Annotated in this window: 19 protein-coding genes and 2 pseudogenes; 12 read left to right on the top strand and 9 right to left on the bottom strand. The window is 50.8% G+C overall.

The features are described 5' to 3' along the window. Positions 1–92: 92 nt before the first annotated feature. Positions 93–839, top strand: a complete 747-nt coding sequence (locus tag M2418_RS12805; RefSeq protein ID WP_259147381.1) for an SDR family oxidoreductase — start codon at positions 93–95, stop codon at positions 837–839. A gap of 480 nt (positions 840–1319) precedes the next feature. On the opposite strand, the gene M2418_RS12810 is transcribed toward M2418_RS12805, so the two are convergent. After that, positions 1320–1739, bottom strand: a complete 420-nt coding sequence (locus M2418_RS12810; RefSeq protein WP_250985309.1) for an Rrf2 family transcriptional regulator — start codon at positions 1737–1739, stop codon at positions 1320–1322. 105 nt (positions 1740–1844) lie between these two features. On the opposite strand from M2418_RS12810, the gene M2418_RS12815 reads away from it, so the two are divergent. From M2418_RS12815 to M2418_RS12835, 5 genes are all read left to right on the top strand, one after another. Continuing rightward, positions 1845–2510, top strand: coding sequence for a DUF1971 domain-containing protein (locus M2418_RS12815; RefSeq protein ID WP_259146948.1), 666 nt, complete (start codon positions 1845–1847; stop codon positions 2508–2510). Between the two features lie 16 nt (positions 2511–2526). Beyond that, on the top strand, positions 2527–3738 hold the full coding sequence (gene hmpA, locus M2418_RS12820) for an NO-inducible flavohemoprotein (RefSeq protein WP_259146950.1): 1212 nt from the start codon (positions 2527–2529) through the stop codon (positions 3736–3738). 52 nt (positions 3739–3790) lie between these two features. Then, positions 3791–4933, top strand: a complete 1143-nt coding sequence (locus M2418_RS12825) for a hypothetical protein (protein ID WP_250985312.1) — start codon at positions 3791–3793, stop codon at positions 4931–4933. A 191-nt stretch (positions 4934–5124) separates the two neighbouring features. Then, entirely contained in the window at positions 5125–6513 is a 1389-nt protein-coding gene (locus tag M2418_RS12830; RefSeq protein WP_259146952.1) for a mechanosensitive ion channel family protein, read from the top strand. Between the two features lie 290 nt (positions 6514–6803). Beyond that, complete coding sequence (locus M2418_RS12835) at positions 6804–7637, top strand: alpha/beta fold hydrolase (RefSeq protein ID WP_259147384.1); 834 nt, start codon at positions 6804–6806, stop codon at positions 7635–7637. 152 nt (positions 7638–7789) lie between these two features. Here the strand turns inward: M2418_RS12835 and M2418_RS12840 are convergent, their stop codons facing one another. From M2418_RS12840 to M2418_RS12865, 6 genes and pseudogenes are all read right to left on the bottom strand, one after another. Further along, entirely contained in the window at positions 7790–9325 is a 1536-nt protein-coding gene (locus M2418_RS12840; RefSeq protein WP_259146954.1) for a PAS domain-containing protein, read from the bottom strand. 280 nt (positions 9326–9605) lie between these two features. Continuing rightward, positions 9606–10172, bottom strand: a complete 567-nt coding sequence (locus tag M2418_RS12845) for an NADPH-dependent FMN reductase (RefSeq protein WP_250985316.1) — start codon at positions 10170–10172, stop codon at positions 9606–9608. 188 nt (positions 10173–10360) lie between these two features. Further along, positions 10361–10708, bottom strand: a pseudogene (locus tag M2418_RS12850) (sensor histidine kinase); the annotation flags it as partial. Between the two features lie 302 nt (positions 10709–11010). Continuing rightward, positions 11011–11595, bottom strand: coding sequence for a hypothetical protein (locus tag M2418_RS12855; RefSeq protein WP_259146957.1), 585 nt, complete (start codon positions 11593–11595; stop codon positions 11011–11013). Positions 11596–11835: 240 nt separating this feature from the next. Continuing rightward, positions 11836–12462, bottom strand: coding sequence for a hypothetical protein (locus tag M2418_RS12860; protein WP_250985319.1), 627 nt, complete (start codon positions 12460–12462; stop codon positions 11836–11838). Positions 12463–12625: 163 nt separating this feature from the next. Continuing rightward, entirely contained in the window at positions 12626–12781 is a 156-nt protein-coding gene (locus M2418_RS12865) for a hypothetical protein (protein ID WP_250985320.1), read from the bottom strand. 2077 nt (positions 12782–14858) lie between these two features. On the opposite strand from M2418_RS12865, the gene M2418_RS12870 reads away from it, so the two are divergent. The 4 genes from M2418_RS12870 to M2418_RS12885 all read left to right on the top strand — a co-directional run bounded on the left by M2418_RS12870 (position 14859) and on the right by M2418_RS12885 (position 20933). Continuing rightward, positions 14859–15515, top strand: a complete 657-nt coding sequence (locus M2418_RS12870) for a hypothetical protein (RefSeq protein ID WP_250985321.1) — start codon at positions 14859–14861, stop codon at positions 15513–15515. 167 nt (positions 15516–15682) lie between these two features. Then, positions 15683–16768 (top strand): efflux RND transporter periplasmic adaptor subunit, encoded by a 1086-nt coding sequence (locus M2418_RS12875; protein WP_259146959.1) that lies wholly within the window; start codon positions 15683–15685, stop codon positions 16766–16768. Further along, the gene (locus M2418_RS12880) at positions 16765–17835 is read left to right on the top strand and encodes an efflux RND transporter periplasmic adaptor subunit (RefSeq protein ID WP_250985323.1); all 1071 of its coding nucleotides are present in this window, start codon (positions 16765–16767) and stop codon (positions 17833–17835) included. The genes M2418_RS12875 and M2418_RS12880 overlap by 4 nt, the downstream gene beginning before the upstream one ends. After that, positions 17832–20933, top strand: a complete 3102-nt coding sequence (locus M2418_RS12885) for an efflux RND transporter permease subunit (RefSeq protein ID WP_259146961.1) — start codon at positions 17832–17834, stop codon at positions 20931–20933. Before M2418_RS12880 ends, M2418_RS12885 begins: the two co-directional genes overlap by 4 nt. Positions 20934–21107: 174 nt before the next feature. On the opposite strand, the gene M2418_RS12890 is transcribed toward M2418_RS12885, so the two are convergent. Then, positions 21108–22010 (bottom strand): SDR family NAD(P)-dependent oxidoreductase, encoded by a 903-nt coding sequence (locus M2418_RS12890; RefSeq protein ID WP_310503208.1) that lies wholly within the window; start codon positions 22008–22010, stop codon positions 21108–21110. A gap of 311 nt (positions 22011–22321) precedes the next feature. Here M2418_RS12890 and M2418_RS25770 point away from each other — a divergent pair. Continuing rightward, positions 22322–22603: pseudogene (locus tag M2418_RS25770) on the top strand (LysR substrate-binding domain-containing protein); the annotation flags it as partial. Here the strand turns inward: M2418_RS25770 and M2418_RS12895 are convergent. Beyond that, the gene (locus tag M2418_RS12895; RefSeq protein ID WP_259146962.1) at positions 22604–23662 is read right to left on the bottom strand and encodes a hypothetical protein; all 1059 of its coding nucleotides are present in this window, start codon (positions 23660–23662) and stop codon (positions 22604–22606) included. Positions 23663–23895: 233 nt separating this feature from the next. Between M2418_RS12895 and M2418_RS12900 the strand changes: the two genes are divergently transcribed. Beyond that, positions 23896–24306 (top strand): cupin domain-containing protein, encoded by a 411-nt coding sequence (locus tag M2418_RS12900; protein WP_259146964.1) that lies wholly within the window; start codon positions 23896–23898, stop codon positions 24304–24306. Positions 24307–24384: the final 78 nt, after the last annotated feature.

A 24384-nucleotide genomic window follows, 5' to 3' on the forward strand; every position in this document is an offset into this window, starting at 1 on the left:
GATTCAGGAGCTAGGCGCAGTTGACGCAAGCTTAAATGTGGAAAAATCTAGCCATGATTACTCAAGTGGCGATGCCAAATAGGGAGAATATGATGAAAGTAGTTATCATTGGAGGCAGCGGCCTCATTGGTTCCAAAGTATCGGGCATTCTGGAGGCGGCAGGTCACCAAGTGGTCGCCGCATCGAGACGCAACGGCATTGACGCCGTGACAGGAGAGGGCCTTGCTGCGGCAATCAAGGATGCAGAGGTCGTAGTCGACGTCACAAACTCCCCGTCTTTCGAAGAAGAGGCTGTGTTGGAATTCTTCACGAAGTCATCCACCAACGCGACCAGTTTCGCTAAACATGCGGGGGTTAAGCACTACGTGCTTTTGTCAATCGTAGGGATCGAGCGGCTGCCTGAGAACGCCTACTTCCGTGCAAAGATCGCTCAAGAAGAGATCATCAAAAACGCTGGAGTTCCCTACACAATCGTTCGAGCGACGCAGTTCCTCGAATTCTTGGATGCGATTGCATACACCTCCACTTCGGATGATGTTGTGACGGTTTCAACGGCATATATCCAGCCGATTGCCAGCGCCGATGTTGCGGGATTTGTCGCTGATGCTGCTGTAAATGTTCCTTTAAATGGAATTGTTGAAGTCGCAGGACCTGAAGCGTTCCCTACCGACAAACTTATCGGAACATACCTTTCCTCCAAGGGGGATAAGCGCACCGTAGTCGGAGACCCAGAAGCTGAATATTTTGGGGCGAAATTAGAGGCTACCTCGTTGGTCCCTGTGAAATCCCATAAAGTTGGCGAAACAACATTTGAGGCTTGGATCAAAACGGCCGCTTGAAATTCGTCAGCTTTACGAACGCGCTGCCGAAACGATGGCAGCGCGTTCGCGCCTCCGCAGTTTGCTTGCCGTTCCAAGTCTCTGACATGCCTCGGGCGGCGCAGACCACCGCAAAAACGTTGCGACGGTGACTATGCGGCAATCGAAGCATCTCGTTCGTCTCGCTCACTATCTGTCACTCCTGATGGAGGTTTTTTTCAGAAAGAGCGATGGCGGGATTAATAGGAACGTAAACCTTTAACATAGGCGCTTTTGCTGTCGACAAGAGAAACGCTAGTAGTGATGCAAGGATAACCATAAGAAAAATGATGGAGCTAACTATGGATTTGTGAGGATTATCCTCGCATGCGTCGATTTTTGTTTTTCGATGTCTCATGTGCGTATCCCAAAACTCTTACAGCATAGGTAAAGTAATTGGGAATGCTTATCTTAAGCGAGATATACATAGGTTTGAGGTTGCTCTCGCGATGCTGAAAAGTCCTAGGCCAGAGCAAGCAATGCTCGTAGGTGCTGCTTATTTCTAATCAGATCAGCGACCGTATATTTATCGAATACGCTAACGAACGCTCTCGTTGCCTCGGCCAATAGGGGTGGAAGACCGCATGCTGGAGCAATCATGCACGTTGAGCATTCCAGAAGTTCATCAAGTCCTTCAGTATGCCTCAAAACTTCTCCCAAGTTGATGTCGCCTGGTGGACGAGCAAGGCGTATGCCGCCGTTTCTACCGCGTACAGCCTCAATAAAACCATTGGCAGCGAGGTCCTGCACGATCTTCATCAAGTGGTTCTGCGAGATGTCGAAGGTTTTGGAAACGTCACGAATTGAGCCCAATCCCGTGTCTCGTGAACCAAGGTATATCAATACGCGAATAGCGTAGTCGGTGTAGCGTGTAAGTCTCATGCATGCACCTGCGTCAAAATGACTAAGATCAAAAACATGCATTCAAATAGCATGTTTTCAAAAGATGGAATAGATGTATGTCAATTGCATGTTTAAAGGTGCCGCATGGACAAAGATCTGACGGAAGCCAAGATCAAAGAAGTTTTGACCGTTTTTTACGCGAAAGTCCGAATTGACCCGGTCCTTTCAGTTCCATTCTCTGTCGTGCGGGACTGGGATGAGCACATGGTCCGACTGACGGATTTCTGGTCGTCACTGATGCTCACAAGCGGCCGGTACAAAGGCAATCCGCTCTCAATGCACGTTATCCACTCCCACCTTTTTCGACCTGACATGTTTGATCGTTGGTTGGAAATTTGGGCAGAAACGACAGACGACCTTCTCGCGCCACAAGTTGCACAGGAAATGCAAGCAAAGGCCGTTCGTATAGCAGCAAGGTTCTCGTTCGGACTGTTTGGCACATCAACGACGAGGAACGAGGACGAGGCTGCTTCTGTCGCCAGGCCGGTTCCCTACAAGACCACTGCGTCGTTTGATGAGGTATCGCTACCAGCTGCATTGCTTCGAGACCATTCGCTTAAAGCGGGGTCATGGGGCCTCATTCGCGTCGAAGAAGGAAGCATCCAATACCACGAGGGGGGCATCTCGAGAGTTATCGAGCCCGACTCCCCTGCAATCATCCCACCCATATCATCGCACCGCCTCGCTTTAACAGGCCCGGTCAAACTCAAGATCGAGTTTTACGACCGACGCCCAGTCCAAAACGCATAATCAGAAAGGAAACAAAATGTCCCACCAACTTTCGCCTCAGACTATCGAACTGGTGAAAGCCAGTGTTCCAGCCTTGGCTGCACGTGGCAGTGAAATTACCAAACGTATGTATGCCAGGCTGTTTGAAGACGAGCACATAAAGAGTTTGTTCAATCATTCGAACCAAGGCGAGGGTGGCTCGCAGGTGCATGCACTTGCTGCTGCAATCCTTGGATACGCGCAAAACATTGAAAATCTAGCTGTGCTGACACCGGTTGTTGAACGGATTGCCCACAAGCACATCGGTTATCACATCCTTCCAGAACATTACCCCTATGTCGCCCGCGCACTTCTCGATGCGATCAGTGATGTTCTTGGTGAGGCCGCAACGCCTGGAATTTTGAATGCCTGGGGTGAAGCATATTGGTTCCTTGCCGATATCCTCAAGGCCCGTGAAGTCAAATTGCGCGACAGCATTGAAAGTCAGAGCGGTGGTTGGAATGGCTGGCGTACATTCACGATAGCTGAGAAGCTGGCTGAAAGTGAGATTGTGACGTCATTCATTCTTCGCCCGACTGACGGTGGCAAGGTGATAAGGCATCGCCCCGGACAGTACCTGACATTCAAACTTGTTGTGAATGGCAACAATGTGAAACGCAACTATTCGATCTCCTGTGGACCAAACGACGAATACTACCGGATTTCTGTGAAGCGCGAAGCAAACGGGGATGGTGGTTCAAGGTATCTCCACGATGAAGCACACGTTGGCACCGTTCTGGAGGTGACACCTCCAGCTGGCGATTTCTTCTTGCCAGACGAGCCATCCCGTCCCGTTGTGCTGCTTTCGGGTGGTGTCGGCCTCACTCCGATGGTCAGCATGCTTGAGGCAATCGCCAAAGATTATCCGGAACTTCGCGCACACTTTGTTCACGGTGCTCTCAACAGTTCCACCCACGCAATGGACCGGCATGTTCGGTCACTTGCCACCGAACATGGCCGTGTTGCAGTAACAACCTTCTATAGCGAGCCTTCAGTAAAGGACGCCGTCGGTCTGTCTCACGACCACGATGGCTTCATCACGATTGACTGGTTACGGCAAAACACACCGATGCTCGCCTCGGATTTCTACCTCTGTGGACCGAAGCCATTCCTTAAGTCCCTCGTCAATGGGCTGTATAAGGCCGGTGTCTCAGTGGATCGTATCCACTACGAGATTTTCGGCCCTGCCGATGAACTCATTGCAGCATAAAACTCCTAGCCGAGCACCGCTCGGCCTTCCCCTCTCAAACGAAGTGACAATCATGAGCACGCTTCGAAATTCCCGCGAAACAATTCTTCTAGCCCTGTCGATCACATGTTTCCTACCCGTAACAGCATTTGCACATGTGAAGTGGTTTGCGCCATATATCGTCGGCGCTCGGCCTGAGCCTATTTATGATACGATGAAAGACACGTGGTTCTGGGTTGGTATCGGGCTTGTCCTAACTTTCTTCATCGCAACGAGGTTGGTCGAAAAGAGCAAATTCGGCGAGATCGCAATCACTGGCCTGAACACAGCAACCGCACCGCTCTGGAACAGGCAGGACGAGTACATCAGAGCAATTATCGCAGCGTTTTTCGTTGCCATATTCGCCGTCGGTGGCGTTTATCTTACGCCCGACCTCAAGACACCAGCGGAATGGGTGTCCTGGATGCAGCTCTTGATCGCATGCTGCATATTCTCACGACGTACGATGCCGATTGCCGGGGTCGGGATTATCGCGTTGTGGATCCTTGCCCTGCGCGATTACGACCTGTTTCATCTGTTCGATTATCTTGCGCTCGGACTTGGTGTGGCAATTTATCTAATCCTTGAACCATCGAAGAATGAGAACCTGCATGCCCGTCGATTTGAGGCGCTACGCTGGGGGCTGGCCATTGCGTTGATGTGGTCGAGCCTTGAGAAGTTCGCTTTCCCAAGCTGGTTTTACCCACTCGTCGTGGAAAAGCCATTCCTGACATTTGGGATGCCTCGCGACGTGTTCATTCCCATGGCTGGAGTCACCGAATTCACCCTGGGCTTCGGGCTGCTTTGGACACCGCTGATCCGTAGGCTGTCTGCGGTTGCACTTCTCGTAATCTTTACGGCGGCGGTCTGGCCGTTCGGACGCATCGATCTTATCGGGCACGGTCTTATAATGGCGATACTGTTCGCTGTTGCTGCAGACCAACGCAGTGGCGTCGATCTTTTCACCGTGTTCAAACGCAAGCTCGCGAATATTCCAGTCGGGCTAGCCGTCGCGCTTGTCGTGTTCTGCACAGGTTATTGGGGACTTCATACAGCGTTCTACGGAGTTGATGGCTATATCGCGGTAGACGATAGATCCAAGACGACCCACTCCTTCGACCCTGATCATCCGCACGGGCCGGAGGAAGATGGTCAGACTGGAACACCGCCGCAATAATGAAAGTCTCAGAGCGAGGGGCTGTCAAACCAATCCTCGCTCTGCCATCAGTAAACCATCGTATAGTGACGCATCAGCGTTCACGTCTGTAAGTGTTCCCGATCATGGGAATCGCCCTTTTCGATCAGCTAGTTGTCCAAGTAGGTTCGTTACTAGCGCTGACGATACCTCTGCGGTTTGTTATACGACGGATGACCCGCACGAAACTCGTATTAGATATCCTGGTTTTTCTCACGCTTTCGCTGTTGTTATTTTCTCGTGGGATTGAGCCTTTTGCGACCGGGCCCGGTGGCGATATTCCAGCTGGTATAGCAACCGGGGCTGCGAAGGCGGCTTGGTGGATTAGCCTCTCGCTTTTTCTCGTAAACATAATCCGCCATTTCGTAGTTTTTGAGCATCGACCACGAGAGGGACGCCTCGTTCGCGATCTCCTCTGTGGGCTGGTATACATTGGTACCGCACTGTCGCTCATCGCTTATGTATTCAATGTGCCAGTGGGCACATTGATTGCGACATCGGGGATATTCGCCGTTGTACTAGGTTTGGCGATGCAGAGCACCTTAAACGATGTGTTTTCGGGCATTGCGCTCAACCTAGGTCAGGCCTATGTCGTCGGCGATTGGATTGTTTTGGACGACAGCCTACAGGGGCGGGTCATTGAGACCAACTGGCGCTCTACGCATTTACTCAGTCCGACAAACGACGTTATCATTCTACCAAACTCGACACTGGCAAAGTCTCGTCTGACAAACATCAGTAGTCCGGACGAAAGCCACGGTATCACTGTAACTGCGCGTTTCTCGCCGACAGAGAGGCCCGACATTGTAGTCGAGGCCATGAAGACTGTACTGCTCGGATGCACGAAAATCATGCGTGTACCTACACCGTCCGTGTCGGTAGTTGGTTTGGACGGTGATGCGATCACCCTGGAGTTGGGATGTCGGATCAAGAATGTTGCAAATGTCACCGAAGCTAAGAACGAGATTTACGATCTCATCTACAGACACTCCCGATCACAAACACTCTCTATGGTCGCCTCGTCAGCGAAAAATATGCTTTCGGGACCTACCCAAACTCCAGTCATGGACAGCGCGATGAAGTGCCTGCTGACAATTCCGCTATTCCATTCCCTGACGGAAAATGAAAGATACTCGCTCTCCCAACTTATGGTTCCAGTCGGGTTTGCCAAAAATCATATGGTGGTTGGGCAGGGGAGCGCACTGACATCCCTGATATTAATTGAACGGGGAGTCATCCTCATTGAGAACCACGATGGCGATCACAGAACGGAAGTAGCGCGTCTTTCGCCTGGTGACTTCTTTGGTGAGCGAGGTGTGTTGATGGGAATGGTCGAGGCGGGCGATATATATGCTCTCACGCAGGTCTCGGGTTACGAAGTCCCAAAAGATAGACTCGCGGTCTTTTTAAAAGATCGTCCAGAAATAGCCGAAGAGCTGGCGGCCGTCCTTGCGTTTCGTCTAGAGAAGGAACGACACCTGTTTGAGAACGAGAGTGGATTGTCGCTAGCTTATCCTCCGTCGCTCTCCACCAAGATCAAAAGCTTGTTCGGCCTGCTGTGAACGCTGGCGTATACGCATGTATATCTGAGAACGTCCCCTTTTTTGGCACAGTCTCATCGCGTCCTTCCAAGGATGCGCACGCTCGATAATTGCCTTTCATTGACGTTCGCACAGTTCCTTCCGGCAAAGCCAAGGAGAGAATGATGACCGAAAGAGAGAATACCACCACATCAGGACTATTGCGACGGGACGTGCTGGCACTCGGAATCGGAGCCAGTGTCGCGACAGCATTTTCACCAATTGTACTCACTGCTTCAGCGCAGACTTCAACGGATCAAGGGAGACGATATATGGGTACCGTAAAGACCAAAGACGGAGTCGAAATTTTCTACAAGGATTGGGGCACTGGTCAGCCAATCGTTTTCCACCACGGATGGCCACTCAGCAGCGATGATTGGGATGCCCAAATGCTGTTTTTTGTGAACAAGGGTTATCGGGTCATTGCTCATGATCGCCGTGGTCACGGACGCTCCAGTCAGGTCTCTGACGGGCACGATATGGATCACTACGCTGCGGATGCAGCAGCAGTCGTCGACCATCTCGACCTGAAAAATGCGGTCCACGTTGGTCACTCCACTGGTGGCGGTGAAGCAACTCGATACGTTGCCAAGCATGGTAAGGATCGAACAGCAAAGCTCGTCCTGATTGGTGCAGTGCCACCAATCATGCTTAAGACGGAAAGCAATCCGGGCGGCATACCTTTGGATGTATTCGATACGGCTTTTCGGGCTCCGCTGGCCGCCAATCGTGCCCAATTCTACCGTGATATTCCTGAGGGGCCATTTTACGGCTTCAACCGTCCTGGAGCGAAGGTCTCGCAAGGAGTTATCGACAATTGGTGGCGACAGGGAATGATGGGTGGCGCGAAAGCTCACTACGACGGGATCAAGGCATTCTCGGAAACCGATTTTACCGCAGACCTCAAGTCGATCAATGTTCCAACTCTTGTCATGCACGGTGCGGACGACCAGGTTGTGCCAATTGACGATTCAGCGAAGCTTTCGGTCAAACTGCTAAAGAACGGCATACTCAAGGTGTACGACGGTTTTCCGCACGGCATGTGCACTACACACGCCGACGTGATCAACGAGGATTTGCTGGCATTCGTCAAATCCACCGGCTGAGAAAATTATCCTTCAAAGGTAATTGATCAAGCCTCGGCACGCCGGTGATCCCTGCGGTCTGAAGTTAGCTATAATAAGGAGAGGCGGCGTGTAGTCGCCTTTTCGCGACATATTAGAAAATTTCCTAACGGAAGCTCATGTGGCACTATGGATCACTCAGAGAAGTACGTGTTTAAGCTTGGGAGCGCGAGGAAAAAACTAGCGCCCGGATGATTATTCTGCGCCCATAACTTACCGTCGTGAATGTGTGCTATCGTTCGACATATGGTCAGGCCCATCCCCATTCCATCTGGTTTTGTGGTAACAAAGGAACCGAAAATGTTTTCGGTGTCGGGGAGACCCGGACCCGTATCTCTCACCTCAATAATCACATCATCGTTCAGCTTTTTGGTCGATATGGTGATTGATCTCTGATCACTCGTGACCCCAACTAATGCCTCTATGGCATTTCTAATCAGATTGGAGAGAACCTGCTGAATCTGAACGCCATCGACGTAGACGAAGGGAAGACTAGGTTCGAGAGCTGTAGTTAAGCGAATGTTCTTTAAAGAAAGTTCCATGCCGAAATATGCATGGATCAGCATAACAACATTGTTGATGTCTTCCTTGTGTCTGGGCCCCACCCGTTGCTGAAATAACATTCGTACGCGTTCCACCACGTCCGATGCGGCCGAGAGGTCTTGGAGCAGGGCATCCACACTACGCTTTGCTCTTTCGATATCGGGCGGCTCTTTCGCGAGCCAGTTCGCCCCAGCACCTCCATTCGCCATTGCTGAAGCTAATGGCTGGCTTACTTCATGTGCAATCGAACCAGACAACTCGGCCATACCAGCAACTTGTGCCGCTTTTGCTAGCTTCTGATCTACGACTTTTAAAGCTTCTTGAGCACGCACTTCGCCTTCGATCTCGCTTTGTAGTCCATACCATTGGACGACCTTGCCCGTCTCATCCTTGAGTGCTTCCATCCGGGCCTCCATCCACAACCAGGCCCCATCCGCCCTTCGTTGCCGGAATCTGGATATCCACGGGGTGCCGGTTCGCAAGGATTCCATCATCGTCAGACTGATCATGTCACGATCTTCTGGGTGATGTGTCACGGCAAGGAGGTCGGTGAGTGAATCATCGCATCTAGAACGTAGTTCGTGTACGTTCATACCGATCCACTCTTCCAACCGTTTGTTGAAATACGTCGGCTGGCCCAAGTTGTTGGCCGTCCATACAAGCCCAGGTATGGCATCTATCAGCTCCCTGAGGCGATTTTCTCTGTTGCGGGCAGATTCGAGTGCGACCATGGAGTCATGTATGTCGACAGACGTGCCTAACCAGTAGATCAGAGTTCCTTTTTCATCCCTTTGCGGTCGCGCGAATGATCGAAGCCAGCGAAACTGTCCCGTGCCGTTTTTATTTAAATGCGTCACTTCGAAATCGTGCTCATTGGCGACTGCATTTCTCCACGCTTCTGCAAGCACTTTATAGTCTTCTTCAAGTACATTTGTTTTGAACGAATATTCACCGTCATCCTCGCGTCTGCTGGTGTATCCTTCTTGACCCATGTAGTGTTGCATGGCGATGCTAAAACACATGAAGTCGCCATCGGGCCACGCAGACCACCCCATTCCAGGGGTCGAATCTACGACTTTCTGAACTTGCGCCCTTAAGGCCTCTCTGTCCTCGCTGGTGGTATTCACTGGTACCCTTGTGCTCTAAAATCGGCGGACGACGAGACAAGAGTACAACACCGTGTTGCTCAAAAGGAAATAGGCGAGACAAAATGTGTCAACCGGAGCCGGTTAGGTTTCAAGGCACGTTTGAGGTCTTTCCCTGTCCTTGGGGAACACAAGTTGACGCCTATGGGATGCAATTAATCTTGCTGGTCGACCTTTCTTGGGTTCACCGAGGAGAGTGCGGGGCATAGAGAGAGTAACGTTTGGTTTTACTGGACGATTTTTGCTCTGCCGGAACGACAGATTAACTACGGATTACTTTAAGAGCGTCCGTCCATTTTTCGAGTTCGTTCAACATCAGAATAAGGCCCTCCGACATTTGTTCATTTGGTAGGAAGTTGTCATCGTCGGAAATATACTTTGAGACGAACGGAACTGGGACGACGTGATAAATTCCATGGGCGTTTACGTTGCTCAAAAGAGATCGGAGCATTTGAGATGAGCGCAAGCCACCGGAAACGCCGCCGTAGCTGACCACGCCTGCCACCTTGTAATTCCATTCTCGGAATAGGACTTGAATGGCATTAACCAGCGAGGCTGGAGGGAAGTAGTCGTATTCAGGTGTCACGAATATGTACGCGTCTGCGGTAGAAACGGCCTGCGACCATTTCTTGGTGTGGTCATGTTGGTATTGCTGCATAGCTGGGTGAGCAGCCTCGTCGAGAAGAGGGAGTTTGAAATCTGCGAGATCGATCAGTTCAACTTGGAATTTGCCGTGTGATACTGCTGCATTTTTCACCCATTCTGCCACGGTAGGCCCGACTCTTCCTGGACGGGTTGAACCGATGATAATTTTGAGTACAGAAGCCATTTCTTATTTCTCCGATGTCAGGTCTCTCGGTCCTATGCCGGATCATACGATGCTCGCTCTCTCCGATACGCTGGGCCAGACATACCTTGTATATCATGACAGTTTGGAGGTGTTATCGACCGAGACCATTATGGCCGTTCCCGCTGCTCAGACGTGAGCAATCTGAACTAAGGCACGCCGTCGACCACTCAGTCGGTAGAGGCTAGGTCGGGAACCTCTACTGGGCGTACAGGTATTGAGAATGCGATGGCTGCACCGCCATCCTTTAACGTCTCTGCCGTTAGTTGGCTTTGATGCGCTTCGATGATCGAACGGCATATTGCCATTCCCATTCCCATTCCATCTTTCTTGGTGGTGAAGAAGGGAGCAAAAATATTCTCTGGATCAGCAATGCCCGAACCAGTGTCGCGTACTTCAACCTCGATCCGGTCCGCGCCTTTTAGTGTCGTCGAAATCGTGATGATTTTGCCGCCTGTGATGGATTGCATAGCATCCGATGCGTTGAGAATAAGATTGATTAATACCTGTTCCAGTTGGACCTGATCACCACTCGTTGTAGGTTTTTAACGAACAGGGTATGTATTTTGACCGGGAGTACATCTTGGGATTGGTATGCCAGCGGTTTCAAAACGAGTCAGCGGAGGAGATCCGGGAAATTGGTGAACAGTTAAGAAGTTTTGCCGAGGACGACTAGAAGTCCCGTGAAAACGCGCCCCGATGCGCGGCCTTTGTGGACGGAAGATAGGCTTCCGTCCTTCCCATCGTGCTTAATGAATTTTCTTCCTACCCCACCGATGTCGCCGCAGAAAATTTGCGTCCTTAAGTCTTTCGACAAAGATCAGGCAGTAGCAGTGCCGTATAGACCGATTTCGTCTGGGGCTAGAGAAGAAGGCGAGGAGGCGTTATTTTCTTTCTCCGTCTTCCTCCGAACTTCCTCGTCTTCAACGCCCTCTCGTTCCTTCAGAGCTTGCGTGACTTTGTCATCGAGATCGGGGTTCCGCGCACTGGAAACGACGTCGAGCAATGAGACGCCGAGCTTGTCAAGGCCAAGTTCCTTCTCGATTGCATTAATTCGTTCGTCCGCTCCGGTGGCATGCATATATATGACTCGCTTCCTCATGGCGGAGGCAAACGCAGTATCGCTCTCAAAGTCAGCCTTTTCGAAGCCCAACTCTTTGCCAGCACGCTCGATAAGGTCAAGCTTGAGCTTGTTTACGTTGACATTATTGACGCTGAACATCGCTTGAGAAATCTTGGATTGGGCTTGTCCCGGCTGGGCGGACATGCCGATCCTGTCGTTTACGCCGTTGGCGACCGACACTAGGCTGTTAGAGTCCGGCTTCTCATCACTGATTATGCTTGTTGAGTTTGTTTGCTGCAATATGAGAAGTGCTGCAGAATTCACGCTTGATATAACCGACATTATTGGTCCTCGGCCCGCCTACCATCCATCATCAAGGTATCGCGGCTGCGCTAACGCTTCATGCAATAGCATAACGTTCTTCATTCTATCTCTATCTGGAAAGGGTTAAGAGAGCTATAATATTGGCATGGTTTCACTTGCTATGGTTGAGAATTGCAGGGTTGGTTTCACTTATGGCGCATTGGTGTCTTGGCTGCGCGGAGCTGCCTTTAAAAGGATGTTTGGAGCCGCGCCGCGCCGTTACTCAACCAATGAGCGGGTAGGGCCTCCGAAGCCACCTTCCATCCCAAGAGTTTCTGATGATCTCTTCTGAAGGCCAAAATCATCGTCAAACCATGTTGTCCTGGACGGATCGATATTTCCTGCCGATGTAGATCGCCATTCAAAGAACCGTGCGCCAGTGTTGTGATCGTGGACCAAGATATCTTGGTCTCGTGCTTTTGAGAAATCAGCACGTATTGGATCAGCGAAGGCAGCAAACATCATACGTTGTTCCCAGAACGTATCACCTTCAAAGAATGCGACCTCAGTTAGCGCTACTGTTGCATCCCAATGTGTCGTCCTCATAGGGTTTCGTTCATGTTTAAGCGAGACTTCGGAGTAGGCGACTATTTCAGGTAACGCGAAGAAACGCTCGATCTCCTCCTTCGTCTGGCCATCAGTATCGACTTCCCAGCAATCGGACAGAATAGGGCGATGGCGGAGAATCTCAAGCGATGGATTCCCTGAAAACTCAGAACTCTGATAACTTAAACCATTACGAAATAGTGTGATCTGAATACGTGCGGCGGAGGTTTCATCGCGGCGCTTCTCGTCAATTATAAAACGAAGTTTCCGGACGTAGAAATGATAATTCGTCAGCGCCATAAGGGGCTCCTTGTCATCGTGGATAGGGCATGCGTCACTTTCTGATGGTGACTAGGCTGAAGTGACGGCCGCATTCAGTGCTGTCGACGTCTATGGGCGCAAACACAACTACTGTGGGTCACGTGGATGACCGAGTTCCATTAAACGAGATCGCGCAGCACTCTTAAAAGGCCCGGAATGCATATCGATCTACGCGGTCAGCCTTGTTGACGAGCGATACCAGCGGATCATCAATCAGCTCCGCCAACGTTAGCTCGACGAAAGGAATTTTACGGTTTGAGCGGCAGATCAGGTCTGTTTGGCCATCTTGATCGTTCATCGCCCAATTGCCTCGTTGGTTCCAAGTCTTCCTACGATATATGTAAGACTGTGGGCCACCGAGCAAAAGCATACTGAAGTTCACTGATTGGGGCCTGTCGCATGTGCTACATTAAGACCGCTGCTGCCTTCCTCCTCTGACAGGCTGCAATTTCCCTCAGCTCGATGCGCTCCCTGGTCGAGTGCGAGCGGATTGAGCTGCGATCTGGGCTGCTTTCGCTCAAACGACACCGACTCCTTTTATGTGAATGATGGGGGACGAGTGTTTTTTCAAAATAATTTCAAAAATTTCAATAAATAGAATGCCGCAGTTGGCCTTCTTGAAGGTTTCTGATGCGGACAAGCAGACGCATGTCCTGATTGCCAGTGAAAGCACTCATAATCCAATCGTTTAAGAGGATTTATGGAATGATACATCGCTCTGCGAAAGATGACCTGGCGAATTATAATCAGGTGTTGAACGATACTATTGATGCCGCTTCCAAGTCGCTCTCGCCCGAAATCTTGAGCAGAATTTCGGTCCCGCAGCCGATAAATCTAAGTGACCTATATTGGCAGGCACCAGTCAGAGTCATGGTGATGAGACAAGAAACTCTTGGAGTTGATCGGCGGATCACTGCAATCGACACCACGACTGCGAATTGGTTCGACGATTACTAAAAGTTGGAGAAGCGCGAGTTCCAGAAGTGTGACTTTGGGTTTTGCACGAATTGGAAACGAAATCCATTCTGGTTGACTTTTCAAGAGGTTGCTGATGCCTTCGAAATAACAGATCGACGTTCGCTTGCCTGGTCAAATCTCTCGAAAGTACAGTTAATTGAGCGAATCGGTGGCAGTGCAAGCATAATGAAACTGAAATCCCCTGACCGGATGCAGATCATCAGATGGCAGAACGAATTGTCTCGGGCAGAGATCGAGTACGCGAAACCAGATGTACTGATCATGTTTACTGGTCGGTTGTTGGGCAGCGAAGTGGCTGTATGGTGGTAAAAGCCAAGCAGATATTGTCGGAGACGACTAGAGACGCTACCTTGGACGACGAGGGAATTTAATGCCCCAGGTCTCATCGGAGTGATCGCTGCTCAGACTTATCATCCAGCGGTGCGACCATACTTGCGCGCGAAAGCCAATCAGGAGAGGGCTGTGATTTTGCAGTGGGCGCGCCATAAGCGACATGCGGGCTAAACAATCTGAATATGATCCAGAGATCCGTTAAGTCGAGGTAGCTTACCGTGAGAATTTGATCCCAGGTATGCAGTTAATCCAGACGCTGCCGAAAAAGTCTGAGAGTTGAGCGTGGGTCTCACTCGGGGCGACATCCCTTAACGGTGGGACCAGACATGTCATATTAGTCAAGTGTCGCATAACTTGTAGCATTCCTGTGGGGTTCTGCAGGGTCCACTTTGAACCGTGTTTGTGACTGTAATGGAGCGTTAGTTCTGACCTTCAATCTGTCGGCACCGTCGGTTCTCCATTCTTCAGGTAAATACACCCGGGTTTGGAGGGGTACCTTCGTTGCTGAGATGAATCCAACCGGAGAAGCCATTGCCATTATCATCGCAATGAGAATGAAATATACCGAAATTGGAATAAGAGGTTCCGAAGGTGTTAGGGAAGATTTTTTGCGCATGACGCTAGACCCCCGATTTTTCGTGAGATTTTGATGTCGAGTTGAATGTTGATGTGTCGTCAGGTGACGTTTCAGAACTTCGCACCAGTCCCAGTTCCAAAACTTGCGGGTCTGTGGCTACTGTTCTCACGCTTTGCATAAAGGGTATTCAGCAATCTGATCGAAGGCCTCAGTGGGTCTAATTTGGACGCGGGGTTCGTCGCGCGTTAAGGCGTGGACGGCGAGAGATGCCTCGATCACGCGGGAATTAATGCCGATAATTCGACATCTCCGAAACTATACAAACGTTTGTATGATGCCGGTCCCCGATGCCTCGGACAATCGCTGTGCGGTTTGGCATCTGTAAACCGAGGTATAGGTCGACCACCACTATACGAAGACTATCATCCTTTATCTGGCGGTAGGCGTGTTGCCGAACCGACGTGTCAAGCAGAGGATGAGGCGAGCTATGACGGCCCTTTCGTATTTTGAGTATGCAGCAGATCTCCACGCAAGAATTGGCAGACTACGTGGTTCTGCTGAGGTCGCGGCTTCGATCGAAATCGCAATTTGCCGGAATGGCTACTTTCACAAAAGTGAGGAAACGACTGGTCTAAACCGGAGTTGGCGCTGTTCCGCTGGTCCGCTGAATTCCCCCACAGAGATAAAGGAGCAAGACGGCATTGAGACGAAAGGAGAAATTGAAGCTTTCTTTGCGCTCCCGGTCATATACGCATACTCGGATTTCGCGCTATCGAAAGAACGGTCGCCGTTGGCCAAGTCACACTGGGATGGCACAGTCGCTTTAATCGAGGTCCGGTATACAACCGCAGTGACGACGTGGCACCAGCGTATGCTCTTTATAGGATTTGCCGATTCTATCCATGCCGACTTTACGGTTGGCCTGGAAAGCGATCTTTTTGCGACCGGGCAAATGCAAGGTAAACAGTTGTTCGAATGGCGCACAGCTGGAGACGCCGGAACGAGCGCAGACGCCTTAGAAGTCGAGTGTAAAACTGCCGACCTCTCATCGCGGCCTTCATCATTATCACTTCGCCAGCGAATTTTCCGCTTTACGGGTTCGCGGTTGTCCAGACCCACGACACACGTCTCGTCCGAAATCTAAAATCTTATTACGTGATTACCCGATGTAGACCCTCGTATATCTACGAGAAATTTCCACCATCGGTAAACTTGCTGATCAGATCCGCCGCTCTACGCCCAAATGGTTGAGAGCGCGTAGCAAGGGAATGAACCGGCTGCGAGGTTAATTCGGATAAGCGAGGACCCGCGATGCAAAAGAAAGCGGACTTATCAATTGTCGCGGCAGTTTTACTCATCTTCTCAGGTGGTGAAACTCAAGCTGAGACACCGGCCACACCAATTATGGTTGAAACAATTTCCGTCAAATCGACAGCTGCAGAGCAGGCCACGTTCCTTACTGGAGAGATACGTGCGCGAGTACAGAGCGAGTTATCATTTAGGGTCGGTGGCCGGATTGTCGAACGCCTAGTTGAGGTCGGCAATACAGTAAAGGCGGGAGAGCTATTAGCAAAATTAGACGCTGACGAGCAGAAGGCAGAGATTGGGGTTGCGGAGGCAAACCTTGCGTCCGCGCAAGCACGTCAGCGGTTGGCAGAACTTGCGTTGGTGCGCCAACAGAACTTGTTGAAGACACGTGTGACCACAATAGCCGCCTTCGATCAGGCTAGCGAAGATATTGCCACCTCGAAAGAAGAGGTCGTTGCTGCGATTGCTCAACTCGACACTGCGCGCCGCGAGTTTTCATTCACTGACTTACGCGCCGACGCAGATGGAGTCATTACTGCGCGAATGGCGGAGGTGGGGCAAGTCGCCAAGGCTACGCAACCAATCTTTACGCTTGCGAAAGACGGACCTCGTGATGGCATTTTCGACGTTCAAGAGGCGCTTTACCTCCGTACTTTGCCACAAAGAGAGCTTTCTTTCAGTCTCATCTCTGCCCCCCAAAGAGAGTTTTATGGGGAAGTTCGAGAGATTTCTCCAACCATTGATGCTCTCACAGGAACGATCCGTCTCAAGGTCAATATTGGTAGTGACGCTTCATTTCCACTCGGAGCACCCATTGTAGCAAAATTCATGGCCGAGAGGCGCTCCGTAATCGAGGTGCCTTGGTCGGCCTTGTCGGTCACGGGTCGCAGTCCCGCAGTTTGGGTCATAGATCCAACAAACATGACAGCATCACTCCGTGAGATTGAGGTCGGAAGGCATTCAACGAACTTGATCGAGGTTGCCGACGGTCTCACGATAGGGGAACTAGTTGTCGTACAGGGTGGTAAATTTCTGTCTCCTGGCCGAGCTGTAACAATAAAACAGCAGAAGCATCAGGTGATGCCATGAGAGGTCTTGCGATATTAACGGCGATACTGCTGTTTCTAAGTGGTTGCTCTGAAGACAAACCGAAGTCGCCCACTTCTAGACCCATCATCTCGACGGTGATTAAGGGTGACGATATCTCTTTCAGTGGTTATCCCGGTGTCGTCCACGCCCGTACAACCTCCGAACACGGTTTCCGGATATTAGGAAGTATAAACGGTCGCTTAGTGGACGTTGGAGATCAAATAAGCGTAGGCCAAGTTCTCGCAACGCTTGAGTCGTCGTCTCAAACGTTGGCAGTGAGCGCGGCACAAGCCGAGTTGCGGAATTCGCAAGCGAGGCGCTTCAACGCCCAGACATCAAAAGAGCGACAGAACACATTGGCTGAGGCGGGTTTGGGCACGACCGCTGCGTTAGAGCAAGCTGATCAAGCCCTCGTATCTGCCGAGGCAAATGTCACAAAAGCCAGTGCTATTCTTGACAAAGCCAAAGAGCAACTAGGCTACACCATTCTACGTGCTCAGTTCGATGGGATCGTAACAGCAACCGCCGCCGAAGTTGGGCAAACAGTTGAAGCGGGACAAACAATTGTAACAGTTGCGCAGCCAAGAGAGCGAGAAGTTGTTATCGACGTCAGCGATGAAGTATATAGTCGATTGCAGTTGGGAACACCCTTCGATCTTCGACTTCAACTCAATGAGGAAGTCACAGCGAAAGGAATTGTACGCGAACTTGCTCCTTCGGCGGATACACTGACAAGAACCAGACGCGTACGTATATCACTTCTTACTCCTCCAGACGCATTCCGCATTGGAGCAGTAGTTTCCGCGCTGATAGCTCAGGATGATTTGGTCAGAGTTTCAATACCGCGACGCTCGATTTTTCACGACGGCGGAACTTTCGTGTGGGTGGTCGACGAGAAAAATGAAACCGTTAATCGCCGCCCGGTTCAAATTGATCCCTCAAGGACTAGCCCCGAGATCGTGTGGATATCGCAAGGCGTATCTGTGGGGGAGCGGATTGCGCTAGCCGGGCTGAGTAAGCTGTCCGAAGGCCAGAAAGTCAAATTATCAAGCGGGAGTGCGCCATGAAATCGTTTAATCTTTCTGACTGGGCACTCGATCATAAGTCACTCGTTTGGTACTTCATGATTGTTTTTCTCGTGGCAGGAACATTCTCCTATATCAAACTTGGGAGAGAAGAGGATCCATCATTCACGATCAAAACGATGATTATTCAAGCAGAGTGGCCTGGAGCGTCCGCTCAAGAAATGGCCCTACAGGTTACAGATAGGATCGAAAAAAAACTTGAGGAGTTACCCTTCCTCGATTTTACCAGGAGCATGACCGTCGCGGGTCGGACAACAATCTTCCTTGAGCTACTCCAATCCACCAAATCCGCCGACGTCGAGCCGACGTGGATACTTGTCAGAAACATGATCGGCGATATTCAGACTACCTTACCTTCTGGGGTAAGAGGCCCTTTTTTCAATGACAGGTTTGGTGATGTTTTCGGAAATATTTACGCGTTCACGTCCGATGGCGTAACTCAGCGTGAAATGCGTGACCTCGTCGAAAGTGCCAGATCACAAATCCTTACTTTGCCGAACGTAGGCAAGGTTGAGATCATGGGCGCACAGGCTGAGGTCGTTTACCTTGAATTCTCGACACGAAAGATCGCAGCCCTTGGCGTAGATAGACAGTCGGTTATCGAAGCCCTTCAAGCGCAGAATGCAGTCACGCATTCCGGTGTAATCGAGTCTGGGGCCGAGCGGGTGGCTCTTAGGGTCAGTGGATCATTTGAATCTGAGAAAAGTCTTGGTGAAATCAATCTTCGCATCGGGGATCGTTTCTTTCCGCTGAGTGAGATAGCGGAAGTTCGTCGTGGTTACGCCGATCCACCGTCAACAGTCTTTCGATACAATGGGGAACCTGCGCTAGGCCTTGCAATCGGAATGAAAACCGGAGCAAATCTTTTAGAGTTCGGTAAAGCCTTGGAACAGAAAATCGATGTAATAGAGAGCAATCTGCCAATCGGAGCGGATGTGCATCTCGTATCCGACCAGCCTGCGGTCGTGGCAGATGCTGTCTCTGGATTTATTAGAGCACTGTTCGAAGCGGTCGCAATTGTTCTGTTTATCAGTTTCATCAGTCTCGGGATACGCGCAGGCTTAATCGTGGCAATTTCTATCCCGCTCGTCCTGGCTATCACTTTTATGTTTATGGAATACACCGGGATCTCAATGCAGCGCATTTCACTTGGAGCTTTGATAATTGCTCTGGGTTTGCTGGTTGACGATGCCATGATTGCGGTCGAAATGATGGTCGCTCGTCTCGAAGCTGGAGATACTGTTAGGAAAGCCGCGACGCACGTCTACACCACAACAGCATTTCCCATGCTCACTGGGACACTCGTGACCGTCGCTGGTTTCATTCCGATTGGCCTCAACAGCAGCGCTGCCGGTGAATTTACGTTCACTTTGTTCGTTGTTATAGCGGTCTCTCTTACGGTCTCGTGGGTGGTTGCGGTGCTGTTCACCCCATTGCTGGGAGTGACTTTGCTGCCAAAGAGAATGTCTAAGCACAAGGACCAGAAGGGAATTGTCGCGAAAGCGTTTTCACATCTACTTGCTCTGGCTGTTGGATGGAGATGGGTGACAATCGGTCTCACCGCTGGAGCCTTCGGACTGTCAATTTTTGGGATGGGGTTCGTACAACAACAGTTCTTTCCAAACTCGGACCGCCTTGAGTTGATCGTTGACTGGAATCTTCCGCACAATACTTCCTTCGCCGAAATCAATCGACAAATGGAGAAATTCGAAAAGGACTCGCTCGCTGGCAATGAAGATGTTGCCCACTGGTCAAGCCATGTTGGTACAGGAGCGCCGCGTTTTATTCTCGCTTTCGATGTGCAGACACCTGATGTCTCATTTGGGCAGACTGTAATCGTGATGAAAAGCCTCGAGGCGCGTGACCGTCTTCGGCCGGAATTGCAATCCTATCTCAAGGAAACCTTCCCCGGAACTGATGCCTATGTGAAACTTCTGGACATAGGGCCTCCGATTGGTAAGCCCGTCCAGTATCGCATCAGCGGTCCGGACGTAGATGGTGTAAGAACGCTGGGACAGGAGTTACTCGGCGTTGTGAGTGCACATCCGCTGCTTTTCAACGCAGTCCTAGACTGGAATGAACCGGAGCGCGTCGTTAAGATAAACGTTCTGCAGGATAAGGCGCGGCAACTAGGCGTTACGTCAAAAGAGATAGCGACAACGCTCGATTCGGTGGTGGAAGGTGCTCCTATTACTGAAATAAGAGACGATATTTATCTAATCGATGTGATTGGCCGAGCAAACGCTGAAGAACGCGGTTCAATCGAAACACTCAGCAACGTACTAGTCCCGGGTACACATGGCAAACCCGTTCCTCTTTCCGCCGTTGCTACACTGGGCTACGAGCTAGAACCGCCAAAAATCTGGAGACGCGACAGAGCCCCAACGATTACTGTCAAAGCCGCGATTCTAGGTTCTGCACAGCCTGATACAGTAGTGCAACAACTTGCGCCAAACATCGAAGAATTTTCTGGTGACCTACCTGTCGGCTATTCGGTAACGGTCGGCGGTACCGTAGAAGAAAGTGCAAAGTCACAAGGGCCAATCGCGGCAGTGGTTCCTCTCATGCTGTTCGTGATGGCGACCATACTAATGATACAGCTACAGAGTTTCAGCAGGCTATTCCTCGTGTTTGCTGTCGCACCGCTTGCATTGATTGGTGTGGTGGCAGCGCTTGTCCTGAGCCAGGCCCCGCTCGGCTTTGTTGCCATTCTCGGCGTGCTCGCGCTAGCAGGCATTCTAATCCGCAATTCGGTCATCCTAGTGGTACAGATCGAAGATATGAGGGCACAGGGCATCCCAGCGTGGCAGGCTGTGATTGAGGCTACTGAACACCGCATGCGCCCGATCATGTTGACCGCCGCGGCCGCGACACTGGCACTTATCCCAATCTCACGGGAGGTTTTCTGGGGGCCGATGGCTTATGCAATGATGGGCGGCATCGTGGTCGGTACAGCACTAACATTGATTTTTTTGCCCGCACTCTATGTAACTTGGTTCGGGATCAAACCTGAAACGTCCGATCAGGTCGTTGGTTATCCCAGCGTGAAGCGAGAAGGAGACGTTGAGCAGGCTGCCTGAACGTCACAACATCGAGAATTTGTTAAGTTTGAAAAAACCGCCCATCCGTTTGGGCGGTTTTGCCGTTAGACATTTTCAGATAACAAGCTTGAACATCTGCAGAGCAACATCGTCGATGTTACTTGCCGCTGGAACATCACTCTCGAGACCGGCAGGCGTTTGTCCGCCCTGTTTCTAGGAATTCATACCCAGCATACTAGTTGCGATTTTCCAAAGCCGGAGAGCGTTGTCTTCGTCTAGCGCATAAGGAGCGACCCCTACGTAAGGCCCGTTCCCTCTCTCTAGAGCAGTGGGCGCTTCTTGGCAGTCGTCGAAGTATTTCCCTGACACACTCGAAACGAGCGGCGACGCTGCTAGCAATACTGTTGTTGACGCACCTTGTTCTGCCGTTTTCCTCAGATACTCGGGCGTGCGAAGACCGCCTGTGTGTTTTTGGAGATTTGTTGCAACTGCTCCAGTGTTCAATGCGTTCGATGTTATTCCGTCTTGTGCCCATTTGTTTGTGATCCCGACTGACATCAAAATGCACGCTGTTTTCGATTGACCGTATGCGAGCAGCGGATCGTACGGGATGAATCGAAAGTCTGGATCGTCCCACAGAACAGGAGAAAACAAGCTTCCGACTGACGCGACAGAAACAACACGTGCGCCATTCGCTTTCGCGAGATAACGGCGGAGCCCGAGCGTAAGAGCAAAGTGACCTAAATAGTTAGTAGCGAATTGCATTTCGCGACCTTGAGGTGTCCGCTGCAGTTCAGGCATAGCCATTACGCCAGCGTTGTTCACGAGCACGTCTAACTTTTCATCCCAGTTAGATACGAATGATCGCACAGACGACAAGTCGGCCAGGTCAAGTTTTGAAACGCGTATAGTACCAGGAGGGCCTTCTGAAGAAATCTCCTCGGCAATCACTTTTGCATCATCCGGTCGGCGAGTGGCGACAGTCACAGCTGCCCCTGCCTGGACGAAAGCCTTTGTTGTGGCCAGTCCTATTCCACTAGCTCCCCCCGTAACGATGATTGTTTCCCTGACAGATCGATGTTTTCCAACACTTGCTTGGCAGTAGATGTGAAGCAGAAATGATTAAGTTTAGTCATGCCTTTGATCCTATGACAAATCGGCTTGCCTCTAAAGATTCGCGCGTGGCATTCATGAACTAGATGGGCAAAGATTTCGCAGAGGGTGGCTTTGATTGTGGAATACGTCTCGCTGAATTGGGTTCAGAAGATATAGTAGCCGTACCGATAGGCCCAGATCAGCAGCATATCGTCGTCGGAGCTCCGCAATACCTCAACGAGGCCCCAGTCTTGATGAGTCCATCCAATATTCTGCATCATCGGTGCGCCCAACTTCGCATGCCTAGTGGAGGAGTCTAACGGTGGGAGTTTCAACGAAGAGATGAAGTCTTTTCCATCGCTCCTGAAGGAAACATAATCGTTGGTGATTCAAGACTCCTTCTAGCGGCTGCGATAGAGGGCTATGGCTTGGCATTGATCAGCAAGTGGATAGCTAAGGAACACCTGAACAACGGGTCTTTGATGCAGGTTCTCTCTCAATGGACGCCTCCTCGCCCAGTTTTATGTCTTTACTATTCCCGCCACCGGCACATCAGTGCTGGTATGCGTGCGTTTCTGGCGCACCTGCGATCAGTTGATCGAGACTTTAAGTAATTAAATTCTGAAACCACACATTGCCAACATGATAGTGGTCGAAAGACATGCACCACCAAGTTGCCCGACCCACCACACACGATTAGCCAACGACTCCGATGTGCCATGAGCAAGCATCACTACTCGAAGGCCTGAAAACGAGTGGCCGATCAAAAGGAGGATAGCAAGGGCGTAGTGAGGAATGAGCCGCGCGCTCCACCAGTCATGGATGAGTCCATTCGGAGCTCCTGTTGCGAAATCCCAATCAGTTGGAATACCGAAGTACATACGAGCGAGGACGAAAACGGCATTCATGTGCCCAAGGATAAAGATTGATAAGAAAAATCCTGAGGCGACTTGAAACGTCTTGTAGAAATCCAGTTTGTGAGAACTCCATCGCCAAGCTAAAATAAGGCCTGAGATTACTTGGAAGAGCATCGCAGCTACGAGAATAGTTTCACCAATGGGAGACCTGTAAACAGTGCGCCCCATATTCATCACTGTCGTATGAGCTTCTTGACCAAGTAGGGCGAACAGATGGTTCGCGAGATGAAATGCTATGTAGATGAGAACTACGGCGGCCGAGACACCATGCGCCACTCGTAGCCATGGAATCGGACGAGCAGGCGCTACCGTGTTGGAATGACCGTCAGGTGTGGCCCAAAGCCAAAGCAGACCAAGACACCACAATACAACCCAAATTACTTGGTCTGGGATTGGGCTAGAGGCTAAGATTTGGAGAACGCCGACCAGACAATACATCGTCGGACCGACCACCACCGCGTAGGCAAGACGTCTCGCTCGGGTTTCAAAAGCTAAGGATGGGGAGCCCCCGACACCGCGTACTGCAAATGCAAAGCCAATCAGCGGTACAGAAAACATCAGCACTAACATAAAACCCGCGATCAGGCCTGCACCGAGGCTTAACGAACTACCTGGTTCACCGACCGAAATATGAAATATGTCGACGAATCCAGGATAGACCAGGGTGCAGATGACCGGAATCGACGCTCGAAGCATAGAGCGATTACGAAAGCTAGGTGCTTCCACACTGTCTGATACTTTATCAAAGTAACTCAATCTCGTCTCCTTTTTTCACTTCGCGGAGTGCGCTTATGAACTAAGGGAGAATGCCACATGTCTCAGGACTGGTTACCGTATACGTTGGTTTGCCTCAGGTGAGGCTGACCTAGGTAGGAGGACCACGACACGTGGTGCACAAATCAACGTATTCCTAAAGAGAGTGACCAGCCCCCTTTAGGCTTGTGATGTAAGCCGCAAGAGGCGGTCTGAAACGGCCAAAGGAGGAATCCATGTTCAAGAAAATCGTGATCGCCGCTGCGCTGATGGTAGCTGTCGCGGGGTCAGCAAGCGCCCACCGCGAAGGTAAAAACGCGAAAATTACTCCTGTTTTTGACCACGTTATCCCAAACCTTCCTGGGAAAGGTATGCGAGGTTTGCTGGGTGAGTGTGGTCCTGGTGGTTATTCCCCGTCACACACCCACGCGAAGAGCTCTTTCATCTACGCAACTGTCGTGGAAGGCGAAATACGCAGCCAGAAAAACGGAGGAGAGGAGAGAGTTTTTAAAGTGGGTGAAAATTTCATCGAGAATGCAGGTGACCATCACGGGTCCAGTGCCAACGGAAGTGATACTAAGCCAGCTAAGCTCATCGCGGTGTTTGTGGTCGACACAGAGACTGAGTTGGCCATTCGAAACAAGTGAACTCCTGAGGCGCGTCATGAATTTGCGCGCCTCATTTTTGCGAAAATGTCATTCGTTACGCATTTTACCTCTGATTTG

Source organism: Rhizobium sp. BIGb0125, from assembly GCF_024810055.1.
GTDB lineage: Bacteria > Pseudomonadota > Alphaproteobacteria > Rhizobiales > Rhizobiaceae > Agrobacterium.